Origin of the sequence: Streptomyces sp. 8K308 (assembly GCF_004348315.1) — a bacterium.
Classification (GTDB): Bacteria; Actinomycetota; Actinomycetes; order Streptomycetales; family Streptomycetaceae; genus Streptomyces.
This window is the reverse complement of sequence record NZ_SMKC01000123.1, coordinates 1-17,697: the sequence shown is the minus strand read 5'-3', so window position 1 is coordinate 17,697 and position 17,697 is coordinate 1. Positions and strand designations below refer to the sequence as shown.

General features: G+C 69.7%; 13 protein-coding genes and 7 pseudogenes. 12 read left to right on the top strand and 8 right to left on the bottom strand.

From position 1 onward, the window contains the following. Nucleotides 1–180: 180 nt before the first annotated feature. The 4 genes and pseudogenes from E1265_RS18265 to E1265_RS39250 all read left to right on the top strand — a co-directional run. Nucleotides 181–729: pseudogene (locus E1265_RS18265) on the top strand (IS630 family transposase); the annotation flags it as partial. Between the two features lie 124 nt (nt 730–853). Then, nucleotides 854–2,114: pseudogene (locus E1265_RS18260) on the top strand (IS256 family transposase). Nucleotides 2,115–2,182: 68 nt separating this feature from the next. After that, nucleotides 2,183–2,740, top strand: a complete 558-nt coding sequence (locus E1265_RS18255; RefSeq protein ID WP_132931370.1) for a GNAT family N-acetyltransferase — start codon at nt 2,183–2,185, stop codon at nt 2,738–2,740. 38 nt (nt 2,741–2,778) lie between these two features. Continuing rightward, a pseudogene (locus E1265_RS39250) lies at nt 2,779–2,898 on the top strand (IS630 family transposase); the annotation flags it as partial. Between the two features lie 1,169 nt (nt 2,899–4,067). On the opposite strand, the gene E1265_RS18240 reads toward E1265_RS39250, so the two are convergent. Both E1265_RS18240 and E1265_RS18235 read right to left on the bottom strand, forming a co-directional pair. Then, nucleotides 4,068–4,898 carry a hypothetical protein gene (locus E1265_RS18240; protein ID WP_243740908.1) on the bottom strand — a complete coding sequence of 277 codons (831 nt, stop codon included), beginning with the start codon at nt 4,896–4,898 and terminating at the stop codon, nt 4,068–4,070. After that, complete coding sequence (locus E1265_RS18235; protein WP_132931368.1) at nt 4,895–5,458, bottom strand: RNA polymerase sigma factor; 564 nt, start codon at nt 5,456–5,458, stop codon at nt 4,895–4,897. Before E1265_RS18235 ends, E1265_RS18240 begins: the two co-directional genes overlap by 4 nt. 501 nt (nt 5,459–5,959) lie before the next feature. On the opposite strand from E1265_RS18235, the gene E1265_RS38120 reads away from it, so the two are divergent. After that, on the top strand, nt 5,960–6,337 hold the full coding sequence (locus tag E1265_RS38120) for a recombinase family protein (protein ID WP_207931126.1): 378 nt from the start codon (nt 5,960–5,962) through the stop codon (nt 6,335–6,337). Next, nucleotides 6,337–6,612: a hypothetical protein gene (locus E1265_RS38115; protein ID WP_207931125.1), complete on the top strand. Its 276-nt coding sequence runs from the start codon at nt 6,337–6,339 to the stop codon at nt 6,610–6,612. Before E1265_RS38120 ends, E1265_RS38115 begins: the two co-directional genes overlap by 1 nt. Before the next feature lie 214 nt (nt 6,613–6,826). Here the strand turns inward: E1265_RS38115 and E1265_RS18225 are convergent, their stop codons facing one another. Both E1265_RS18225 and E1265_RS18220 read right to left on the bottom strand, forming a co-directional pair. Further along, on the bottom strand, nt 6,827–7,519 hold the full coding sequence (locus E1265_RS18225; RefSeq protein WP_132931367.1) for a metal-dependent transcriptional regulator: 693 nt from the start codon (nt 7,517–7,519) through the stop codon (nt 6,827–6,829). 8 nt (nt 7,520–7,527) lie between these two features. Next, nucleotides 7,528–8,070 carry a YbhB/YbcL family Raf kinase inhibitor-like protein gene (locus E1265_RS18220; protein ID WP_132931366.1) on the bottom strand — a complete coding sequence of 181 codons (543 nt, stop codon included), beginning with the start codon at nt 8,068–8,070 and terminating at the stop codon, nt 7,528–7,530. A 125-nt stretch (nt 8,071–8,195) separates the two neighbouring features. Here E1265_RS18220 and E1265_RS18215 point away from each other — a divergent pair, with 125 nt between their 5' ends. Then, nucleotides 8,196–8,900, top strand: coding sequence for a GntR family transcriptional regulator (locus tag E1265_RS18215; protein WP_132931365.1), 705 nt, complete (start codon nt 8,196–8,198; stop codon nt 8,898–8,900). A gap of 430 nt (nt 8,901–9,330) precedes the next feature. Here E1265_RS18215 and E1265_RS18210 read toward each other — a convergent pair. Beyond that, nucleotides 9,331–9,705: pseudogene (locus E1265_RS18210) on the bottom strand (IS701 family transposase); the annotation flags it as partial. 70 nt (nt 9,706–9,775) lie between these two features. Here E1265_RS18210 and E1265_RS18205 point away from each other — a divergent pair. The 5 genes and pseudogenes from E1265_RS18205 to E1265_RS18185 all read left to right on the top strand — a co-directional run bounded on the left by E1265_RS18205 (nt 9,776) and on the right by E1265_RS18185 (nt 14,637). Next, nucleotides 9,776–11,004 (top strand): annotated as a pseudogene (locus tag E1265_RS18205) (IS3 family transposase). Between the two features lie 39 nt (nt 11,005–11,043). Next, nucleotides 11,044–11,653: pseudogene (locus tag E1265_RS18200) on the top strand (family 43 glycosylhydrolase); the annotation flags it as partial. A 305-nt stretch (nt 11,654–11,958) separates the two neighbouring features. After that, nucleotides 11,959–12,547 (top strand): annotated as a pseudogene (locus tag E1265_RS39245) (lytic polysaccharide monooxygenase auxiliary activity family 9 protein); the annotation flags it as partial. 414 nt (nt 12,548–12,961) lie between these two features. Beyond that, the gene (locus E1265_RS18190; RefSeq protein WP_243740909.1) at nt 12,962–13,993 is read left to right on the top strand and encodes an alpha/beta fold hydrolase; all 1,032 of its coding nucleotides are present in this window, start codon (nt 12,962–12,964) and stop codon (nt 13,991–13,993) included. 173 nt (nt 13,994–14,166) lie between these two features. Next, nucleotides 14,167–14,637, top strand: coding sequence for a hemerythrin domain-containing protein (locus tag E1265_RS18185; protein ID WP_132931363.1), 471 nt, complete (start codon nt 14,167–14,169; stop codon nt 14,635–14,637). A gap of 153 nt (nt 14,638–14,790) precedes the next feature. Here E1265_RS18185 and E1265_RS18180 read toward each other — a convergent pair whose 3' ends face one another. From E1265_RS18180 to E1265_RS37110, 3 genes are all read right to left on the bottom strand, one after another. Continuing rightward, nucleotides 14,791–15,396, bottom strand: a complete 606-nt coding sequence (locus E1265_RS18180; RefSeq protein WP_132931362.1) for a hypothetical protein — start codon at nt 15,394–15,396, stop codon at nt 14,791–14,793. Continuing rightward, nucleotides 15,393–17,162: an alpha/beta fold hydrolase gene (locus E1265_RS18175; RefSeq protein ID WP_132931361.1), complete on the bottom strand. Its 1,770-nt coding sequence runs from the start codon at nt 17,160–17,162 to the stop codon at nt 15,393–15,395. Before E1265_RS18175 ends, E1265_RS18180 begins: the two co-directional genes overlap by 4 nt. A 192-nt stretch (nt 17,163–17,354) precedes the next feature. Next, entirely contained in the window at nt 17,355–17,492 is a 138-nt protein-coding gene (locus E1265_RS37110; RefSeq protein WP_165953785.1) for a hypothetical protein, read from the bottom strand. Nucleotides 17,493–17,697 lie beyond the last annotated feature (205 nt).

Here is a 17,697-nt window from a genome sequence, read left to right as displayed (position 1 = left end):
AGACCTTCCACCCGCACCCGGGCAGCCGCCTCCCGCTCCTCCAGCATTCCCAGCACCAACGCCACCGCGCACCCCTCGGTCATGAAGTGGACACAAGACGCCGCATCCCTCCCTCACCCCGAGCAAAACCATGCCTGACCAGCAAGAATCAACCGATACCGTCCGGTTGAGATACGGCTTCTCAAGCCCCACATCGTGCAGACCTGGAAGCTGTCCACCGACCCGCGGTTCGTGGACCAGGTGCGCGACGTGGTCGGCGTCTGCCTCTCCCCGCCCGAGAACGCCCTGGTGCTGGCGGTGGACGAGAAGTCGCAGATACAGGCGCTGGACCGGACCCAACCGGTTCTGCTGCTGGCACCCACCACCTCGGCACCGGATGACGCACGACTACATCCGCCACGGCACCACCAGCCTGTTCGCCGCCCTGGACATCACATCCAGGTCAGTCATCGCCCAGCACTACCGCCGCCACCGGCACCAGGAGTTCCTACGCTTCCTGGAGCACATCGACCAAGCGGTGCCCAAGGAACTGGACCTCCACCTGATCCTGGACAACTACGCCACGCACAAGACGGAGGCGGTCAAGAAGTGGCTACTGCGCCACCCCCGCTTCCACCTCCACTTCACCCCCACCTCCGCCTCCTGACTCAACCTCGTCGAGCGCTGGTTCGCCGAACGACCACCCGAAAGCTCCGTCGCTCCGCCCACCGCAGCGTCCTCGAACTCGAACGCGACATCCGCGGAGCAATGCTCAGGACCTGTGGATCAGCCTGGGAGGACGTAGCTTCCCCGGTGAGATCTATCGGTCACCGAGCAAGGCCGACGTTGCAGCGCCGGCCGGGAAGGCACGTCCGTGCTCAGCGTAGTGAATGACGACGGCACCACGGTCAACGGCTCCTCCTTGATCAACGAAAACGTCCGGGAGGGCGCGAGGCGGATGCTGGCCGCCGCGCTGGAGGCCGAAGTCAACTCCTATATAGCCGAGTTGGCGCACGAGAAGGACGAGCGGGGGCGTCGGCTCGTGGTCCGCAACGGTCACCACCAGCCGCGGAAGGTCACCACCGCCGCGGGAGCCGTCGAGGTGCGGGCCCCGCGCGTCAACGACAAGCGCATCGATGAGGCAACGGGTGAGCGCAAGCGGTTCTCCCCGGCGATTCTTCCGCCCTGGTGCCGCAAGTCGCCGAAGATCAGCGAAGTGCTGCCGCTGCTCTACCTGCACGGCCTGTCATCAGGCGACTTCGTGCCCGCCCTCGAGCAGTTCCTCGGCAGCTCGGCGGGCCTGTCACCGGCGACGGTCACCCGGCTCACTCAGCAGTGGCAGGCCGATCACCAGGCGTTCGGCGAGCGCGATCTGTCCGGCAGCGACTACGTCTACGTATGGGCCGACGGCATCCACCTGCGCATACGCCTGCGGGAGGCGAAGTCGTGTGTGCTCGTGTTGATGGGTGTGCGCGCGGACGGCACCAAGGAGCTGATCGCCATGAGCGACGGCTACCGGGAATCGGCCGACTCCTGGGCCGACCTGCTGCGCGACTGTCAGCGGCGCGGGATGCGCGCCCCTGTCCTGGCGGTCGGTGATGGGGCGCTCGGTTTCTGGAAGGCTCTGACCGAGGTCTTCCCCGAGGCACGGCATCAGAGGTGCTGGGTCCACAAGATCGCCAATGTCGCGAACGCCCTGCCGAGTCCGCCCAGCCCGGGGCGAAGAAGGCCCTGCGGGAGATCTACAACGCCGAGGACCGCGACCACGCACTCAGGCTGTTGCGGCGTTTGAGAAAACCTACGGGGCGAAGTTCCCCAAAGCGGCCAGGAAGATCACCGACGAAACGGACGAACTGCTCGCGTTTTACGACTTCCCCGCCGAGCACTGGATCCGGATCCACCTGCGCACCACGAACCCCATCGAGTCCACTTTCGCAACGGTTCGGCTCCGCACGAAGGTCACGAAGGGCGCCGGCAGCGCGTCCGCCGCCTTGGCGATGGTCTTCAAACTGGTGGAGTCCGCCCAGCAGCGGTGGCGAGCCGTGAACGCACCGCACCTCGTCGCACTGGTCCGCGCCGGGGCCAGCTTCGAGCGCGGCATCCTCGTCGAGCGATCCGCGGCCCGCGCGGCATGAACACCACCGACGGCCGTCGGTCGGAAAACCGGTGGCGGGCCCGGCCAGCCCGTGGTGAAGATCGCGGCATGTCCAACTTTCTGGAGACCGACCGGCTCGTCCTGCGCGCGTTCACGACGGCCGAAACCGACCACCTGCTCGCCCTGGACAACGACCCCGAGGTCATGCGCTTCATCAACGGAGGTCGCCCCACCAGCCGTGAGGCAATCGAGACGCGGGTCCTGCCGCGACTCCTGCACGACTACCCGTGCTGGGAGACCCGCGGCTACTGGGCCGCCCAGGAGAAGACCACCGGCACTTTCCTGGGTTGGTTCGAGTTCCGACCGTTGGACGAGCACAGCCCCGCCGTGGTCGAACTCGGCTACCGCTTGAAGCAGGCGGCATGGGGGCACGGCTACGCCACCGAGGGGTCCCAGGCCCTGATCCACAAGGGGTTCACGGACCTGAAGGTCGAGCGGGTCACGGCGAACACGATGGCCGTCAACACCCGTTCCCGCCGCGTCATGGAGAAGTCGGGCCTGTCCTTCGTCCGGAACTTCACCGGGGACTGGCCGGAGGCGATCGAGGGCTCCGAACACGGTGAAGTCGAGTACGAACTCACCCGGACCGAGTGGGAACAGCGGTAGACGTCGACGGCACAGTTCACAACTCTTGACAATTTCTCATCCGCGGCTGGAGCAACCAATGGAACAAGGCCAAGCCGTTCATATGGACTAAGACCGCCGACGAGATCCTGGAAACCCTCGCCGCATACTGCAGACGAATTAACGACTCAGGACACTAGGAACCACAACTGCCGCAGCCCTCGTCATCTGGCTCCGCACGTGATCGACCGGACAAGACCTAGCCGCGGACCCCCCGAGGAATGGGCTTAAGCCCGCTTCACGGAGCGCTTTCGTACCCGCCCGAGTTGCGCAACGCTCCGGCGTCACGTGACATAGATTGCGAAGCGAGACCCACCAGGACCACGTAGGAGGAATTATGCGTCGCACGACTATCGGTACTCTCCTGGCCGCTGTTCTCCTCACGGGACCCGCTGCGGTCACCGCAGAGGCACAGACGCCGGTGGCGGCCCAGGCGGCTACCGTGCAGGCCACCCAGAGTCAGGCGCAGGATGACGACGAGAACGGTGACGACGGAGGGTGGGGCCTTTGGGGCCTTTGGGGCCTCGCTGGTCTTCTAGGCCTGCTCGGCCTCATCCCTCGTCGGCGGAAGACACACGACACGGAGACCCACCGCGGCACAGGAACGGGCGCACACTGAGCCCCTTTCTGCAACTTGCTCGTGACAGGTGGCGTTGAGGTAGGGGCTGAGTGCGGGGAGGGGCGAAGTCACTGGTGGATGGGGGCTCCAGCGCGGCGCGGTAGTGGTCGTGCTGGAACCCCAGGCGGAAGTCCTCGGACACCGCGTCCATGAGCGACCTGGCCATCGCCAGCTCCTGACGGCGCGCCGGTGGCGCATCCGGTACCGGCATGGCCCGCGGTTCGTCCGGCCACAGCAGCGTCTGCAGCGCAGGTATCTGGTCGCGCACGATGTGGCTCACCGGCCCCGACGGCTTGGACACCACGCTCACGGTCTCTGGCTACAGCGCGCTGGAGACCGCCGCCATCGACAGCACCGCGGCCAGGGCGGTCCAGCGCGAGCAGCTGCTCGTCGACGGTCACAGTGAGCAGTCGGACACGCGGCACCGGTGGACAGCCGCCGTCACCGCGGCACGGCCCGCACCGCCGCCGGCCGCCAGCCACGGGCTCGTGCTGGCGCCCGCCGGACGACAGCACAAGGCAAATGTTGCCTGCCACGGCCTAGGGCGGACAACTCTCCTGTCGCCGTCCCGTTGGACCGTTCAGGTGGGGCTGTCGGCCGGGCCCGCGAAGAGATACGTATCCCGCTGGGAGATGTGCTCGTCGTCCTCTGGCGAGTAGTTCAGCTCAAGCATCTCAGCCGTGTCCGGGTTCACGATCCAATTCGGATTGTGCGGGCTGTCCAGCGCAGATCCTCCGTCCAGTTCCAGGAGATCTCGGTTCCGGTGCGCCCCACCGCGTCCTTCACGCCTTCCGTCACCTCGGCGCCCGGGGTGTCCGCCAGTACCCGAAACAGCGCGGCGCGCAGCTCAGGCGAGGCAGGAGAGCCGGCCAGCAGCTGCCCGGCCTGGCGGACCGTCTGCTCGTGGGCCGACCCCTCCGCGCCCTCGGCAAGGAGGTCACGCAGCGCGCCGGGTTCTGTCGGGAGCTCGTCGAGACCCTCCCAGTCCACACGGTCCTCGCCGACCAGCCAGCCGGTGCCCGACGGATTCTCCTTGCGGATCGTCCGGCCGTTTTGGGTCTCAATGACGATGTCGTGGCGGCCGATGTAGATGTCGCCCGTGTGCGGCTCGTCGCCCTCCACCCAGCGCTTGATGGTGATCTTCCAGTACGAAGCGTCGGTCACGCTCCCGGCCACAGCCACGTCGGCCATCGCATCGAACAGTTGGGCGGCCGAGGCGGTCGCCGGAGGCATTCCGCCGCCCAGGTCCACGACCGGGATGGCGATCGCCGCGGCGGCAGCGGCCGCGACCACCGCGGCCGAGACGAGCAGCCGGCGCCGGCCGAGCCGGCACAGGGACGCCTGTGTGACCGGCGCATCCGCGACAGTGTCGGCCGCGATGGCCTCACAGACTGCAAAGCCGGCCGTCGCGAGCACCTCGGTGGACGGCGGCGATACGCTGCCGGCCTCCTTCAGTGCGATGGCCCCGGGGAAATCGAGTACGTCGTCGTGCTGAGAAAGGTCCCGGTTCTGGTGTGTCATGCGAAGTCTCCCGTCAGGGTGGTGAGGATGCCGCCGGATAGGCCCTCACGCAGCTGAGCACGGGCCCGGTGAAGTCGAGAGCGAGCGGTCCCGACGGGTATGCCGACGACCGCCGCCGCCTCGGTGGGAGTGAGCTCCTCCCAGGCCACGAGCAAGATCAGCTCGCGCAGCTCCGCGGAGAGTCCGGCGAGCCTGCTGCGAAGCTCAGGGCCGGCCGCAGCAGCAACGAGCCGCTGGTCGACGGCCTCCCAAGAGTCGGTGCTCATGGCATCGCCAGGCGGTTGGGCTGCCCCCGCCTCGCGGGCGGCGCGCTGCCAGTGGCGGGCCAATACGTTCCTGGCAACGCCGAACAGCCAGCCCCTAGCGGGGCGGCGACCGACGTCGTAGGTGTGGCGGTTGGCATAGGCCTGGAGCCACACATCGGCAAGCAGGTCGTCGGCGACGGCCGGGGCACGGCGTACGAGATAGCCGTGCAGGGCGGCGGTGTGTCGGGCGACCAGCGGTTCGAAGGCCGACGACTTGCGGGCGGCGCGAGCCAACAGCTCGTCGTCCGGGTCCATGGAATCTCCTGTCCGAGTCCGCCCGGATGGCTCACCTCTTACTTGCACGAAAGGGAGGCAAGCGTTCGCATGACGTTCAGCCGGGGGCGGCCGAGGAATCCGGACAGCAGCGAAACCGCGAGGGAGCCGCCGGCGAAGAGCAGGTAGGAGGAGCACCTCCTCGCCCCAGCACAATTGACCTCCCGCGGTTCTTGATGCTCACGCCGAGACCTTGTGGCCTCCCAGCTCGACGCGCTCGCCCGCGCCAAGTGCAAGCGGGTCTTCTCTCCGAGAAGATCTCCACCCGGGTCAGACGCGGCCCGAGCTGGAGAAGGCGCTCAAGCTCGCGTACGACATCCGGGAGGCCGCCCCGGACCAGGAGGTCATCCTCACCGTCCACGAACTCAAGCGCCTCGCCCGCAACGCCGCCGAGCTGATGACCCTCTCCGGCCAGCTCCAGGGCGCCGGCGTCCAGCTCGAACTCCTCACCGGACCGCTCACCGGCTCTACGACCCCAACGGCATGGGCGCGATGTTCTTCGCCGTCCTCGCGGCCGCCGCCCAGATCGAACGCAACTACATCCGCGAGAAGACCCTGGAAGGCCAGCAGGCGGCCGCCGCCAAGGGCAACCACGGCGGGCGGCCGAAGGTCATCGACGACGACTCCCTCCTCTTCGCCCGCGCGCTCAAGGACAAGGGCGTACCCGTCCCCGAGATCGCGAAGAAGCTGACCATCAAGACCGGGAAGAACGCAGGCAAGAATCCCTCGGTCGCCTCGCTGTGCGCGCGCTCGCCGACGCCGAGCAGGCCGAGGCACCGGCCGGGCCGGAGATCATCGCCCCGCGCCGGCCGACGCGGGTGGACCTCACCGGCCCCGGCAGCGGCACCGACCCCGAGCTGATGAAACGCCTCCAGCGCCAGGTCCTCGACCCCGCCGCCGAAGACGTGCTGCACACGCTCGTTGAACAGACCGAGGACCAGGCGGACGACGTCGTGGCGGCGCTGCTGGCGCAACACCGCACGAAGGGCCCCGGCGTACTCGGAGCCGAAGGTCCCGGCCACATCGGGCCGTTCGGCCGCTGGCCCGACATCGAGGACGGGGACCAGGACGAGCCCGACGAGGACGAGGTCAGGTGGCGGCGAGCCCGCTCAAACGTTGCCGGGTGCTGCCTGTGACGGCGGCCACCAGAATATCCCCGCGTACGGCCAATTGGGGATGTAACCGTGAGTGACGACTCCCAGCGCGACGGAATCGGGGCCTCGTGCCGGGTTCTCACCGCACAGACGAGGATGGCCCTCGGCCACGGTCGTGGTCGTGGTCGTGGTCGTGGGCCATCCTCGTGCCCACACGGGCCACGGCAATGGGTCGGTGGCCGGCTGGCTGCTGGGCTCAGTGCCTGGCCACCAGGACGTGCGCGGCGGTCTGGGTGGGGAGTTCGGCGGCCTGGCCGCCGCTGCCGACCATCACGCCGCCGGGCGAGGCCGTGACGCTCACGACCGCGCCGGGTTGCACTCCGGCGTGCCGCAGGGTGTGCATCAGCTCGGGGTCGGTCTGGATCGGCTCGCTGATGCGCCGCACGATGACGCTTGCGCCGTGAGGCCCCGGCTGAAGGTCGTTGAGGCTGACCACGCTCTCGTCGGGGAACGGACTCACGGTGGGCTTCTCGCCGAGTTCCTCCAGGCCCGGGATGGGGTTGCCGTAGGGCGACTGTGTCGGGTGCCGCAGCAGCGTGAGGATGCGGCGTTCGACGGCCTCGCTCATCACGTGCTCCCAGCGGCAGGCCTCGGCGTGGGCCTGTTCCCACTCCAGCCCGATCACGTCGGTGAGCAGGCATTCGGCGAGCCGGTGCTTGCGCATCACGCGTACGGCGATCTGCCGGCCCTCCTTGGTCAGCTCCAGGTGCCGGTCGTCGGCGACGTGCAGCAGGCCGTCGCGCTCCATGCGGGCGGCGGTCTGGCTGACGGTGGGGCCGCTGTGGTTCAGGCGCTCGGCGATGCGGGCGCGCAGGGGAGCCACGCCTTCTTCCTCAAGCTCCAGGATGGTGCGGAGATACATCTCGGTGGTGTCGATGAGTCGGGACATACGGTGTGTCAGGCGGGGGTCTCTGCGGTGGCGGTCAGGATCGCGCGGCCGAGGATGTGGCCGGCCATGGTGAACCCCAGGACGGCCGGGGTGGCGTCGGCCGGGACGCCAATGGATTCGACGTCGAGGGCGTGCACCACGATGAAGTAGCGGTGCGGGCCGTGGCCGGGCGGCGGGGCGGCGCCGGTGAAGCGGGCGGCGCGGGCGTCGTTGGGCAGCTGGAAGGCGCCCTCGGGCAGGCCCGAGTCGGTGTCGTCGCCGGCGCCCTCGGGCAGCTCGGTGACGGTGGCGGGGATGTCGGCGACCGCCCAGTGCCAGAACCCGGAGCCGGTGGGGGCGTCGGGGTCGTAGACGGTGACGGCGTAGCTCTTGGTGCCCTCCGGGGCGCCGCTCCAGGACAGCTGCGGGGAGAGGTCTTTCCCGCCGGGGACGCCGAATATGCCGGAGAACTGCTCGGGCGGCCAGGCGGCGCCGTCGGCGACGGTGGTGCTGGTGACGGTGAAGGAGGCCGCCTCGGGGAGGCGGGCGAAGGGGTCGTTGCCGCGCGTCATGTGTTCTGCCGTTCCTTCCGGGCGTCGTCGTGCTGCGGGGCGGGGGTCGGCCACAGTCGGCCGCCCGCTGAATCGATGATAGCAAAAATAATCGATTACTGCCGGCGTCGTCTATGCTTCAGACCATGACCGAGACGGCTCACACCCCGGCCTCACCGGGCAAGCGGATGCTCTCCGAGCAGGTCTACGCACACCTGCGGGACGCGATCATGCGCGGGGACCACGCCCCCGGCGACGCCCTAAAGCCGCAGGAGCTCGCCAGGGAACGGGGCGTGAGCCTGGCCGTCGTGCGCGAGGCGCTCGTGCGGCTCGTCGGAGAAGGCCTCGCCGACCGGCTGCCCAACCGGGGCTTCGCCGTCCCGGCCTTCTCCGACCGCCGCTGGCAGCAGATCGCCGAGGCCCGCCGGACCATCGAGCCCGTCGTGCTGCGCATGTCCATCGAACGCGGCGACGTCGACTGGGAAGCCCGCGTACGCGCCACCCACCACCGCCTGGCCCGCACCCCGGCGTACGCGCCCAAGGAGGGCGCGCACTACACCGGCGCGTGGTCGGAAGCCCACCGCGCCTTCCACCGCACCCTGCTGGAGGGATGCGGCAACCCCGTCCTGCTGGAGACCTTCGACCGGATGTGGACCGCGAGCGAGCTGGCCCGCCGCTTCGCCGCGCGCCGCACCCCCGACCGCGACGGTGTCGACGAGCACCGCCGGCTCGAGGAGGCGGCGCTCGCCCGCGACGCCGACACCGCGGCTGAGGTCCTGGCCCAACACCTCACCCAGACCGCGGTCGCGCTCACCGGCCCTACCCACCACGAACCCCCGAAGGACGCCTGACGTGCCGCACCAACTCGGCCGGACGAGCCGCAGTCTCCGATGAGCGCGGCCACAACTGCCTCCAGCCGACCGTCGGTTGATGCTCAACCGCCCCCTGGGTGGCGGTTGCTCTACTGGCGAATCAGGGCATCCAGGTCGTCGAGTCCTGCGCGACGACGAACGACACCGCCGCTATCGTGGGCACTTCGCGTTCGCGCGTACGGAGCTGAGCACTTTCATGCGAACGCCGACAGGAGCTTCCACCAGGGCGCCATGCCGAGCCCACTAGTACTCCAGTCGCAGTTCGCTATCGCTGCTGGTCAGAGGCGGGTTTCTGAGCATTCTCGGCTGATGGTCTGTCAGGTTGGGGCGGGTTCGTGACCTCGGGTGCGGCGGTGGTAGTGGCAGCGGCGGGCGGTGGCTTGGTGCCGTCGTCGCCAGCGGGACCAGCTCAGCGCCCGGTCGAATCGCTGGTGGTGGGCGGGCTGGGGCCGGTGAGTTGCCAGGAGTCGCCGGATGTCTGCCACGGTGAGGGAGACGAGGGCGCCGGAATCGTTTCTTCGTCCCCCTTTTCGATGTCGCCCGCGGCCATCGCCGCCAGGAACGCGTGGGCGAGCATGGCCAGGGTGATGTGCCGGTACCACCCTGGGTAGCGTCGGACTTCATACTCATCCAGGCCGCACTCGTTCTTCGCGGCCTGGAAGCATTCTTCGATCGCCCATCGGGTTCCGGCGACGCGAACCAGCTCGGCGACGGTGGTGCCGGTGGGTGCGTAGGCGAGGTAGTAGGCGATCTCGTCGGGGCGGGCGAGGCTTCGACGGGCCAGGGCTCCTCCCCCCGAGTGGTGGACACCTCTGATTCCGGCTCGGTAGGGGGCTGGGGAAGAGGAGTCTCTTATGGTGATGAAGGTGTACTCGCCCGAGTTCGCGGTCGATGCTGTGACCTTGTACCACTCGGACCCGGACCTCACGATCGCCCAGGTGGCTCGTGACCTGGGTATTCGGCGTGACACACTGCGTCGGTGGATCGATGCCGCCGACGCCTACGGCGGCACGATAGCGAGGAAGAGCACGAAGGATGCCCAGGTGAACGAGCGGACCAAGGAGGAGCTTCAGGCCGAGATCGAAGCGTTGCGCGCGGAGCTGAAGACCGTGCGGAAGGAGAACGCGACGCTGGCCACCGAGCGGGACATCCTGAGGAAGGCGACGAAGTTTTTCGCCTCGGAGATGCACTGGTAAGCCGCTTCCAGTTCATTGAGGACCACTGCCAGACCTATCCGGTCAGCGGCTGTGCCACGTGCTGGAGGTGACCCGCTCCAGCTTCTACAAATGGCGGGCGTCGGCTCCCGCTCGCGCCAGACGCGCGACGGCCGACGCCGTACTCGCCGAGCGCATCGGGACGATCCATGACGAACACGACGGCACCTACGGTAGCCCGCGAATCACCGCCGAACTCCGCCTGGGCGACAGGCTGCTGGTGAACCACAAGCGAGTGGAACGAGTCATGCGCGAGAACGGGATCGCGGGCCTGCGGCTGCGCAAACGGCATGTCACCACGGTCAGCGAACCCTCCGACACCCCCGTACCGGACCTGCCAGCGCGACTTCACCGCGACGAGGCCGAACACCAAGTACGTGGGCGACATCACGTATCTACCCACTGGCGATGGCGAGTTCCTGTATCTGGCCACCGTCATGGACTGTTTCTCACGCCGCCTGGTGGGCTGGTCCATCGCCGACCACATGCGCACCGATCTGGTCGCGGACGCCCTCAAGGCCGCCGCGGCCACCCGCGGCGGCCTGACAGGCTCCGTCTTCCACACCGACCACGGCGCGCAATACACAAGCCGCGAGTTCGCCGATCTTTGCGACGAGTTGGGCGTGACGAGATCGATGGGAACGGTTGGCGCAAGCGCCGACAATTCCGCCGCCGAGTCGTTCAACGCCACCCTGAAACGGGAGACCCTGCAAGGCGCACACCGCTACGACAACGCCAATACCTGCCGGCTCGCGGTCTTCCGCTGGATCAACCGATACAACACCACACGCCGGCACTCCACAGCAGCGCACATGTCCCCGATCGACTATGAACACGCCACATCAGCTACCATCACACTCGCCGCATAACGGCACAAACAGGTGTCCATTTTCACGGGGGAAGGCCCCATGCCCGAGAACGCCGACACCGTCAGAAACCCCGTCATCCCCGGATTCCACCCGGATCCGAGCGTCTGTCGGGTCGGCGCGGACTACTACCTCGCGTGCTCAAGCTTCGAGTGCTTCCCCGGGGTGCCGGTCTTTCACAGCCGCGACCTCGTGCGCTGGACCCAGATCGGGAACGCGCCTGACCGGCCGAGCCAGCCGCGCCTGCCGCCCGGTGCGCGCTCGGGCGGGATCTACGCCCCCACCATCCGTCACCACGACGGCCGGTTCTGGCTGATCACCACGAACGTGAGCGGCGACGGCAACCTGCTGGTCACCGCCACCGACCCGGCCGGCCCCTGGCCCGATCCCGCCTGCTGCCCGAGGTCAGGGGCATTGACCCGACCTCGCCTGGGACGACGAGGGCGACTGCTGGTGCACCTACGCCGGGGTGGAGCAGGTCCGCATCGACCCGCACATCGGGCGGTCGTTCGGCCCGCCGCGGTGGCTCTGGTCCGGCGCCTCGGGGGCCAAGGCCCCCGAGGCGCCACACCTGTACCACATCGGCGAGTACTGGTACCTGGTGATCGCCGAGGGCGGCACCGAGCGGGGCCACGGCGTGGCGATCGCGCGCTCGACGACGGCTTCCCGGACCTGGAGGACGACGTGGTGCGCGGTCGCCGGTCGATCCGGGACGTGCGCGACGCCGTCGACGACTGGCGCCGGGGCGGCGCCCGTCGACGACTGGCGCCGGGGCGGCGGCGACGAACTGCGCGACTTCTACCAGCGACTGCTCGACGAAGACCAGGGGACCGCCTGAGTCCCCGACACCCCCCCACCTCCGAACAGTGAGGAGCCGCAGTGTTATCCCTTCGCCCCGGATGGACCGACCCACGGGGTTGGTCCATCCGCGCCCTCGTGGCGTCCCTGGTCAGCGGCATGTTGCTGCTGCCCCCCTGGTCCACCCCGACCGCCTCCGCCCACGGATCGGTCGCCGATCCGCTCTCCCGCGTCTACGGCCGCTACCTGCGCTGGGGCAGCGACTGGCTGAACCCGGACATGCAGCGCCAGGATCCCATGTGCTGGCAGGCCTGGCAGGCCCCCACCGGCGCCATGTGGCTCTGGAACGCCCTTTACCGGGAGGGCACCGGCGGCGACCACCAGGCCTTCATCCCCGACAACCAGCTGTGCAGCGCAGGCCTCACCGACAACGGCCGCTACGCCCCATGGACACCCCGGGCCCATGGCGGACCACCCAGGTCGACAGCACCTTCACGGTCGACGTCTTCGACGAGGCCCGGCACGGCGCCGACTATCTGCGGGTCTACGTGACCAGGCAGGGCTACGACGCCGAGACCGACGCCCTGGACTGGGCCGACTCGAACTGGTGGCTGAGACGGGGCGGTACGCGTCCGCCTCGCACTACGTCACCGAGGTCAGCGCGCCGGGGCGCGACGGGCACCACGTCGTGTACACGATCTGGCAGGCCTCGCACGGGGACCAGATCTACTTCATGTGCAGCGACGTGACGTCTGACGTCCGTCCCTCGCGTCGACGACCGCTCGCCGACGTCCACGGGCGGCGGGCGGTCCCCACGCATCGCCGGCCTACCCGCCGGTAGCCTTGACGGGGGCATGAAAGCGCTTACGGTGGCGGACACCACCCCACGAACCGTCAACACGTGACGCCGCCGCTGCCGCCACGACCACCGCCTGGGCATCGACACGGTCACCGGCGCGCGTCGGCCCCCGAAGGACCGGTGATCATGAAGCGACGCGCGTTCGTATCGCTCGCCCAGCTCTCCCCGCTTCTCCTCCCGGCCGCCTCGGCCGTCACCTGGGCCGTGCCCGCCCACGCCGCCGCCTCCCCGCCGGCCCAACCCGTCGCGGCCGGCGGCGACCTCGGGCTGACGGAGCGAGTGCTCCCCGCCTTCTACCAGCGCATGAAGGACGAGCTGACCTTCCCCCTCGCCTGGGGGAACTCCCGGATACGGGACTTCCGCGCCTGGCGAGCGGCGGCCAGGGCCCAGGTCGAGGCCTCGCTGCTGCAGCCCCGCGCCCGGGATGACGTCCCGTTCCGGCCGGAGACGATCGACGATCGGACCGCCGACCGCTACCTGCGCCGCACGGTGGAGTTCACCCTCAGCCACTACGGGCGCGCCCGCGGCCTGCTGCTCCTGCCGCACGGCACGGGGCCGTTCCCCGCGGTGCTCCTCCTGCACGATCACGGCTCCAGGTTCGACATCGGCAAGGAGAAGATGATCCGTCCGTGGGCCGACGACGGCCGCCTCCCCTCGGCGGAGAGCTGGTCCGCGCGGTACTTCAGCGGGCGCTTCGTCGGCGACGAACTGGCGGCAAGGGGCTACGCCGTGCTCGCCGTGGACGCGCTTGGCTGGTCCGACCGAGGCCCACTGACCTACGAGGACCAGCAGGCCCTGGCCGCGAACTTCTACAACCTCGGCTCCTCGCTCGCCGGCCTCACGGCTTACGAGGACGTCCGGGCGGCGGCGTTCCTCGCCTCCCTGCCGGAGGTCGACAGCGGCCGGGTGGCCGCGCTCGGCTTCTCGATGGGCGCCTACCGGGCCTGGCAACTCGCCGCCCTGTCGCGGGACGTCCGCGCCGCGGTCGCCGTCTGCTGGATGACCACGCTGAAGGAGATGATGGTTCCCGGCAACAACACCCTGCGCGGCCAGTCCGCCTACCACATGCTGCATCCCGGGATCTATCGCCACCTCGACATCCCGGACATCGCCTCCATCGCCGCCCCACGCCCCATGCTGTTCCACGCGGGCGCCGAGGACGGCCTGTTCCCGCCCGAAGGAGTGGCGGGCGCCTTCGCCAGGATGCGCGCCGTCTGGGACTCACAGGGCGCGGGTGAGCGGCTGACCACCAGGGTGTGGCCCGACCACGGCCACGTCTTCACGGCGGACATGCAGGATGAGGCGTTCGCCTGGCTCGACACCTGGCTCGCTTAGCGCCAGTGTCCGACACGGCAGGTGTGAGAAGCCCCGGGGAGGTGGCCGCGTCGACGGGCAGCAGGCGCGATAGGCTGGGTCAAGCGTCGCGTGCCGGTGGCAGACCGTGTCAGGCATGGAGGCGCCGGATCGAAGGAGGCCGACGTTGCATACGTCGCACCCTTCGCTCTCGCGTGACTGAGCGCGAGACGACCAGGCTCATCGCCTGGAGCCGAGAACTACGTCGGGTCCACGACCAACTACGCGAAGCGCTGCGCGTGACCCGCGATTCCCTCGCCGAAGGCAGCCCTGGCGAGGCGGCCACCCGTGAACCGCTGCTGTACTGCCACGGCTTCTGCACGGCCCTCGACGGCCACCACCAAGGCGAAGACCGTACCCTGTTCCCCGCCGTCGCGGCCGCGCACCCGGAGCTGCGCCCGGTGCTTCGCTCGCTTGAGCAGGATCACTCGGTGATCGCCCACCTGCTCGGCGACCTTCGCGCCGCGGTCGACCGGGCCGCTCCGCCTGAGGAACTCGAGCACCACCTCGAAGGCATCGCCGCGATGATGGAGAATCACTTCCGCTATGAGGAGAGGCAACTGTTGACCGTGCTGGAAACCCTCGGTCTGGCAGCCGAACTCAGGGATGTGCTGGGCCCACTATGACCGGGCCGCCTCCGTGCGTGGCTGTCGTCGTGGCCCGGCGACCGATCGCGGGGCAGCCCCCTGCGGTCCACCGCCTCGGCCAGCCACGGCCGGCACCGGTCCTGGGCGCCTACCGTGCCGCGCTGCTCGCCCTCAACGGGCCGGTTCGGGCGCCTACGCCTCGACGGCCGGCGGGCGAGGGGCGGTGGGTGGCGCGGCCAGCGGCGTGTAGGGGGTGACCATGATGAGGGAGGGTTCCTCGCGGGTGTCGTAGCCCGCGGCTTTTGCCAGTGCGATCTGGTAGCCGGCCACCTCGCCGGTCCGGTCTTCGGCCCGGATCCGGTCGGTGATGTGTGCTTCCAGCAGCCGGTAGGCAGGGGTTCGGGTGATCGTGGGGAATCCCCGGTCGAGGACCAACTGAAGCTCGACGGTGATGTCGAAGACGGCTTTCTCTCCTCGTCGGGCGGGGAACCAGAGCAGTTGTCCTGGGGAGCGCCCCGCGATCAGGTCGAGGCCGTGCCATCGGGATGGCCGGTGGGCGTGGTCCACGGTGCGGTAGATGGCGTAGTAGTCGTGCGTTCCCGGGAGTGGCGCGAAGAACCGCCAACTCGGCAGCAGGGAGAACCTGTCGAGACGCCGCGGCCGATTGAAGACGGCCACGTGATGGTGCTGTGCCGCGACGGTGCCGACGATCGCGGCGGCGACGGCGGCGCGGGTCAACGTGCCGCGCCCGGTAAGGGCGGACTTCAGGAGGTGGGACGCGGTTCGTGTCGCGCTCATTTGGCGGCGCCCTTCGGGGTGGTGGGGCGCCGACCGGCCACTCGGTCGACGAAGTCCAGGATGGCGCGGGCGACCCGGTTCGCGTGCCGGCTGTCGGTGAGGAGCGTGCCGTGGTCCGCGTCCTCCGCCACGTCCAGGTCGACCTCTGCGCCTCCTGCCCGGTGGGCCTGGGCGATCTCCTGGTGCATCGCCAACTGTTCGGCGTCGGCCGCCACGGTCCGCCCGGCCGACACGACGAGCGCGGGTGCGGCGACGGGGGCGAGTTCGCCTTCGAACGCCTCGTAGTCGGCGCGGGTCGCCGCCCACTCGCGGCGGGCGGTCGACCACAGGCGGGCGTCGGCGTACTGATCGAAGGCGTGGTCGCGTACCGATGGGGGGAGGGAGGCGAACCACGGCGGCCGGGACATCAGGATGCCCGCGCCGATCCTGGTCGACCAGTCCATCACGGCCAGCCACTCATCCAGGTGGGTGGCGGCCTCCTGTTGCCGCACCGAACGCTTCAACTCGGCTGGGTGCGCGGAGTCGAGGTAGACGACACCGGCGAGCCGACCGCCGAGCAGCGGCGCGACGCGGCGCGCGAGGTCGCCGCCCAGGGAGTGGCCGACGAGAACCGCCGACCGGTCCACGGGTACGACGGACTCGATCAGTTCGGCCAACTCCACGGCTTGGGCGTCGAGGTCCATGGGAGCGCCCCGGCGGCGGAGGCTGGCGCCGTAGCCCGGCCGGTCGTAGCTGAGCACCCCGCACCCGGCCTCTCGTCCGACGGCCTCGGCGATCCAGCCGAACTGTTCGCGCGTCGCCGCGAGTCCGCCCAGCAGGACCACGACCGGTCGGTCGGTGTCGCCCTCGTCGAACTGGTAGGCCAGCGTGTTGCCGCGACGGGTGACCAACCGGCGGGTGCCCTTCGGCCCTGTCAGGACCCGTTGTCGGCGGCGCGCGGCCAGGACTGCCGCGGCGGAAGCGGTGCCCACGAGGGTGAGCACGATCACCGGGACCACGCTGTCGTCGCGATCGGCCACCGCCGGATGGCTCCGCGGTGCCGAGGTGTACGCGACGTGGGGATGCATGGCCGTGAACGCCGTCAGGAACCGCCCGATGCCGATGAGGTAGCCGTTGGCGCCATGGAACGCGACGGCCGAGGCGAGCAGCGGCCGGGCGAGGCGGCCCCGTGCGGCGTACACCGCGGGGAAGAGGCATTCCAGCGCCAGCACGCCCCGAACCACGGCCCGGGCGGCGGACGGGTGCCGGATCACGAGCCGGTAGGCCTTCTCGTGCCCGTAGGTCTTGGTCCGTAACACCGCGGCCAGTGCCGTGCCGTCGCGCCAGGGGCGACCCAGCAGCTTGTACCAGCCGGAGACGGCGTAGGAGAGGTTGGACTGGATCGCGGTGTGCCACATGGCCGCGTCCTGGACACGGGGTGAACGGGACAGGCGGGCGACCGCATTGCCCACCTGCACGACTGTGCTGACCTGGTCGGAGCCGTCGGTGCCGTACCGGTGACGCGGGTACAGGGCGGCCCCGGAGGCGGCGAGGAACAGGCTGCCCGCACCCCGCAGGCGGGAGGCACCGGGCAGCAGCAACGCCGCGCTGACCACCGCGCGGGCCGCGTGCAGCGTGGCGGTGGCCCGGCGATCGCCGACGGCGTCAAGCAAGGCATGGGTGACGGGGGACGCGTCGGCGTGCGCCTCCCGCATGACCGCCCAGTCGTGCAGGCCGCCGGGTCGGGTCTGGTCGCGCAGGTGAAGGTACTCGAGGGAGGCCGCCAACGAGGTGAGGGCGGAGAGACGTTCGGAGATTCCAAGGGCTCGTCCCCTGGACAAGGGGATCGGCCCGAACACCGCGGAGGTCAACTTCCTGGCCCGCTGCACCGGTTCGGCTCCTTCGACGCATCGGCTGCGGATGCCGGGCCGCGATGGGTCACGCGGCCCGACACCCCGTTCAGTACGGTGCCCCGGCGATCACCCGATGGTGACGGCCACCGTGGTGACCGTCACCGTGACGGCCACCACGCACGCCACCGGTTGCTGTTCAACGTGCACGTGGCCCTCGTCGATGTCGATGTCCTGGATGTCGAAGTGGGACAGGATGTCGTCCATGCTGTGCTCCCCTTCCGGCCGCTAACGGCTGACGTTTCATCCTAGCCACCGCCGTCCCGCGCCGCGACGGTCAGAGCGAACCGACCTCGTTCCCGAGGACCGGCGAGCCGGCCGCCGCCCGCGGCATGTTCCGCACCCTCCGCGGCCGTGCCGGCCGCGAGTCTCCGGGCCAGGGGCGACGGCCCACCCCCCACCGCCCACGCCC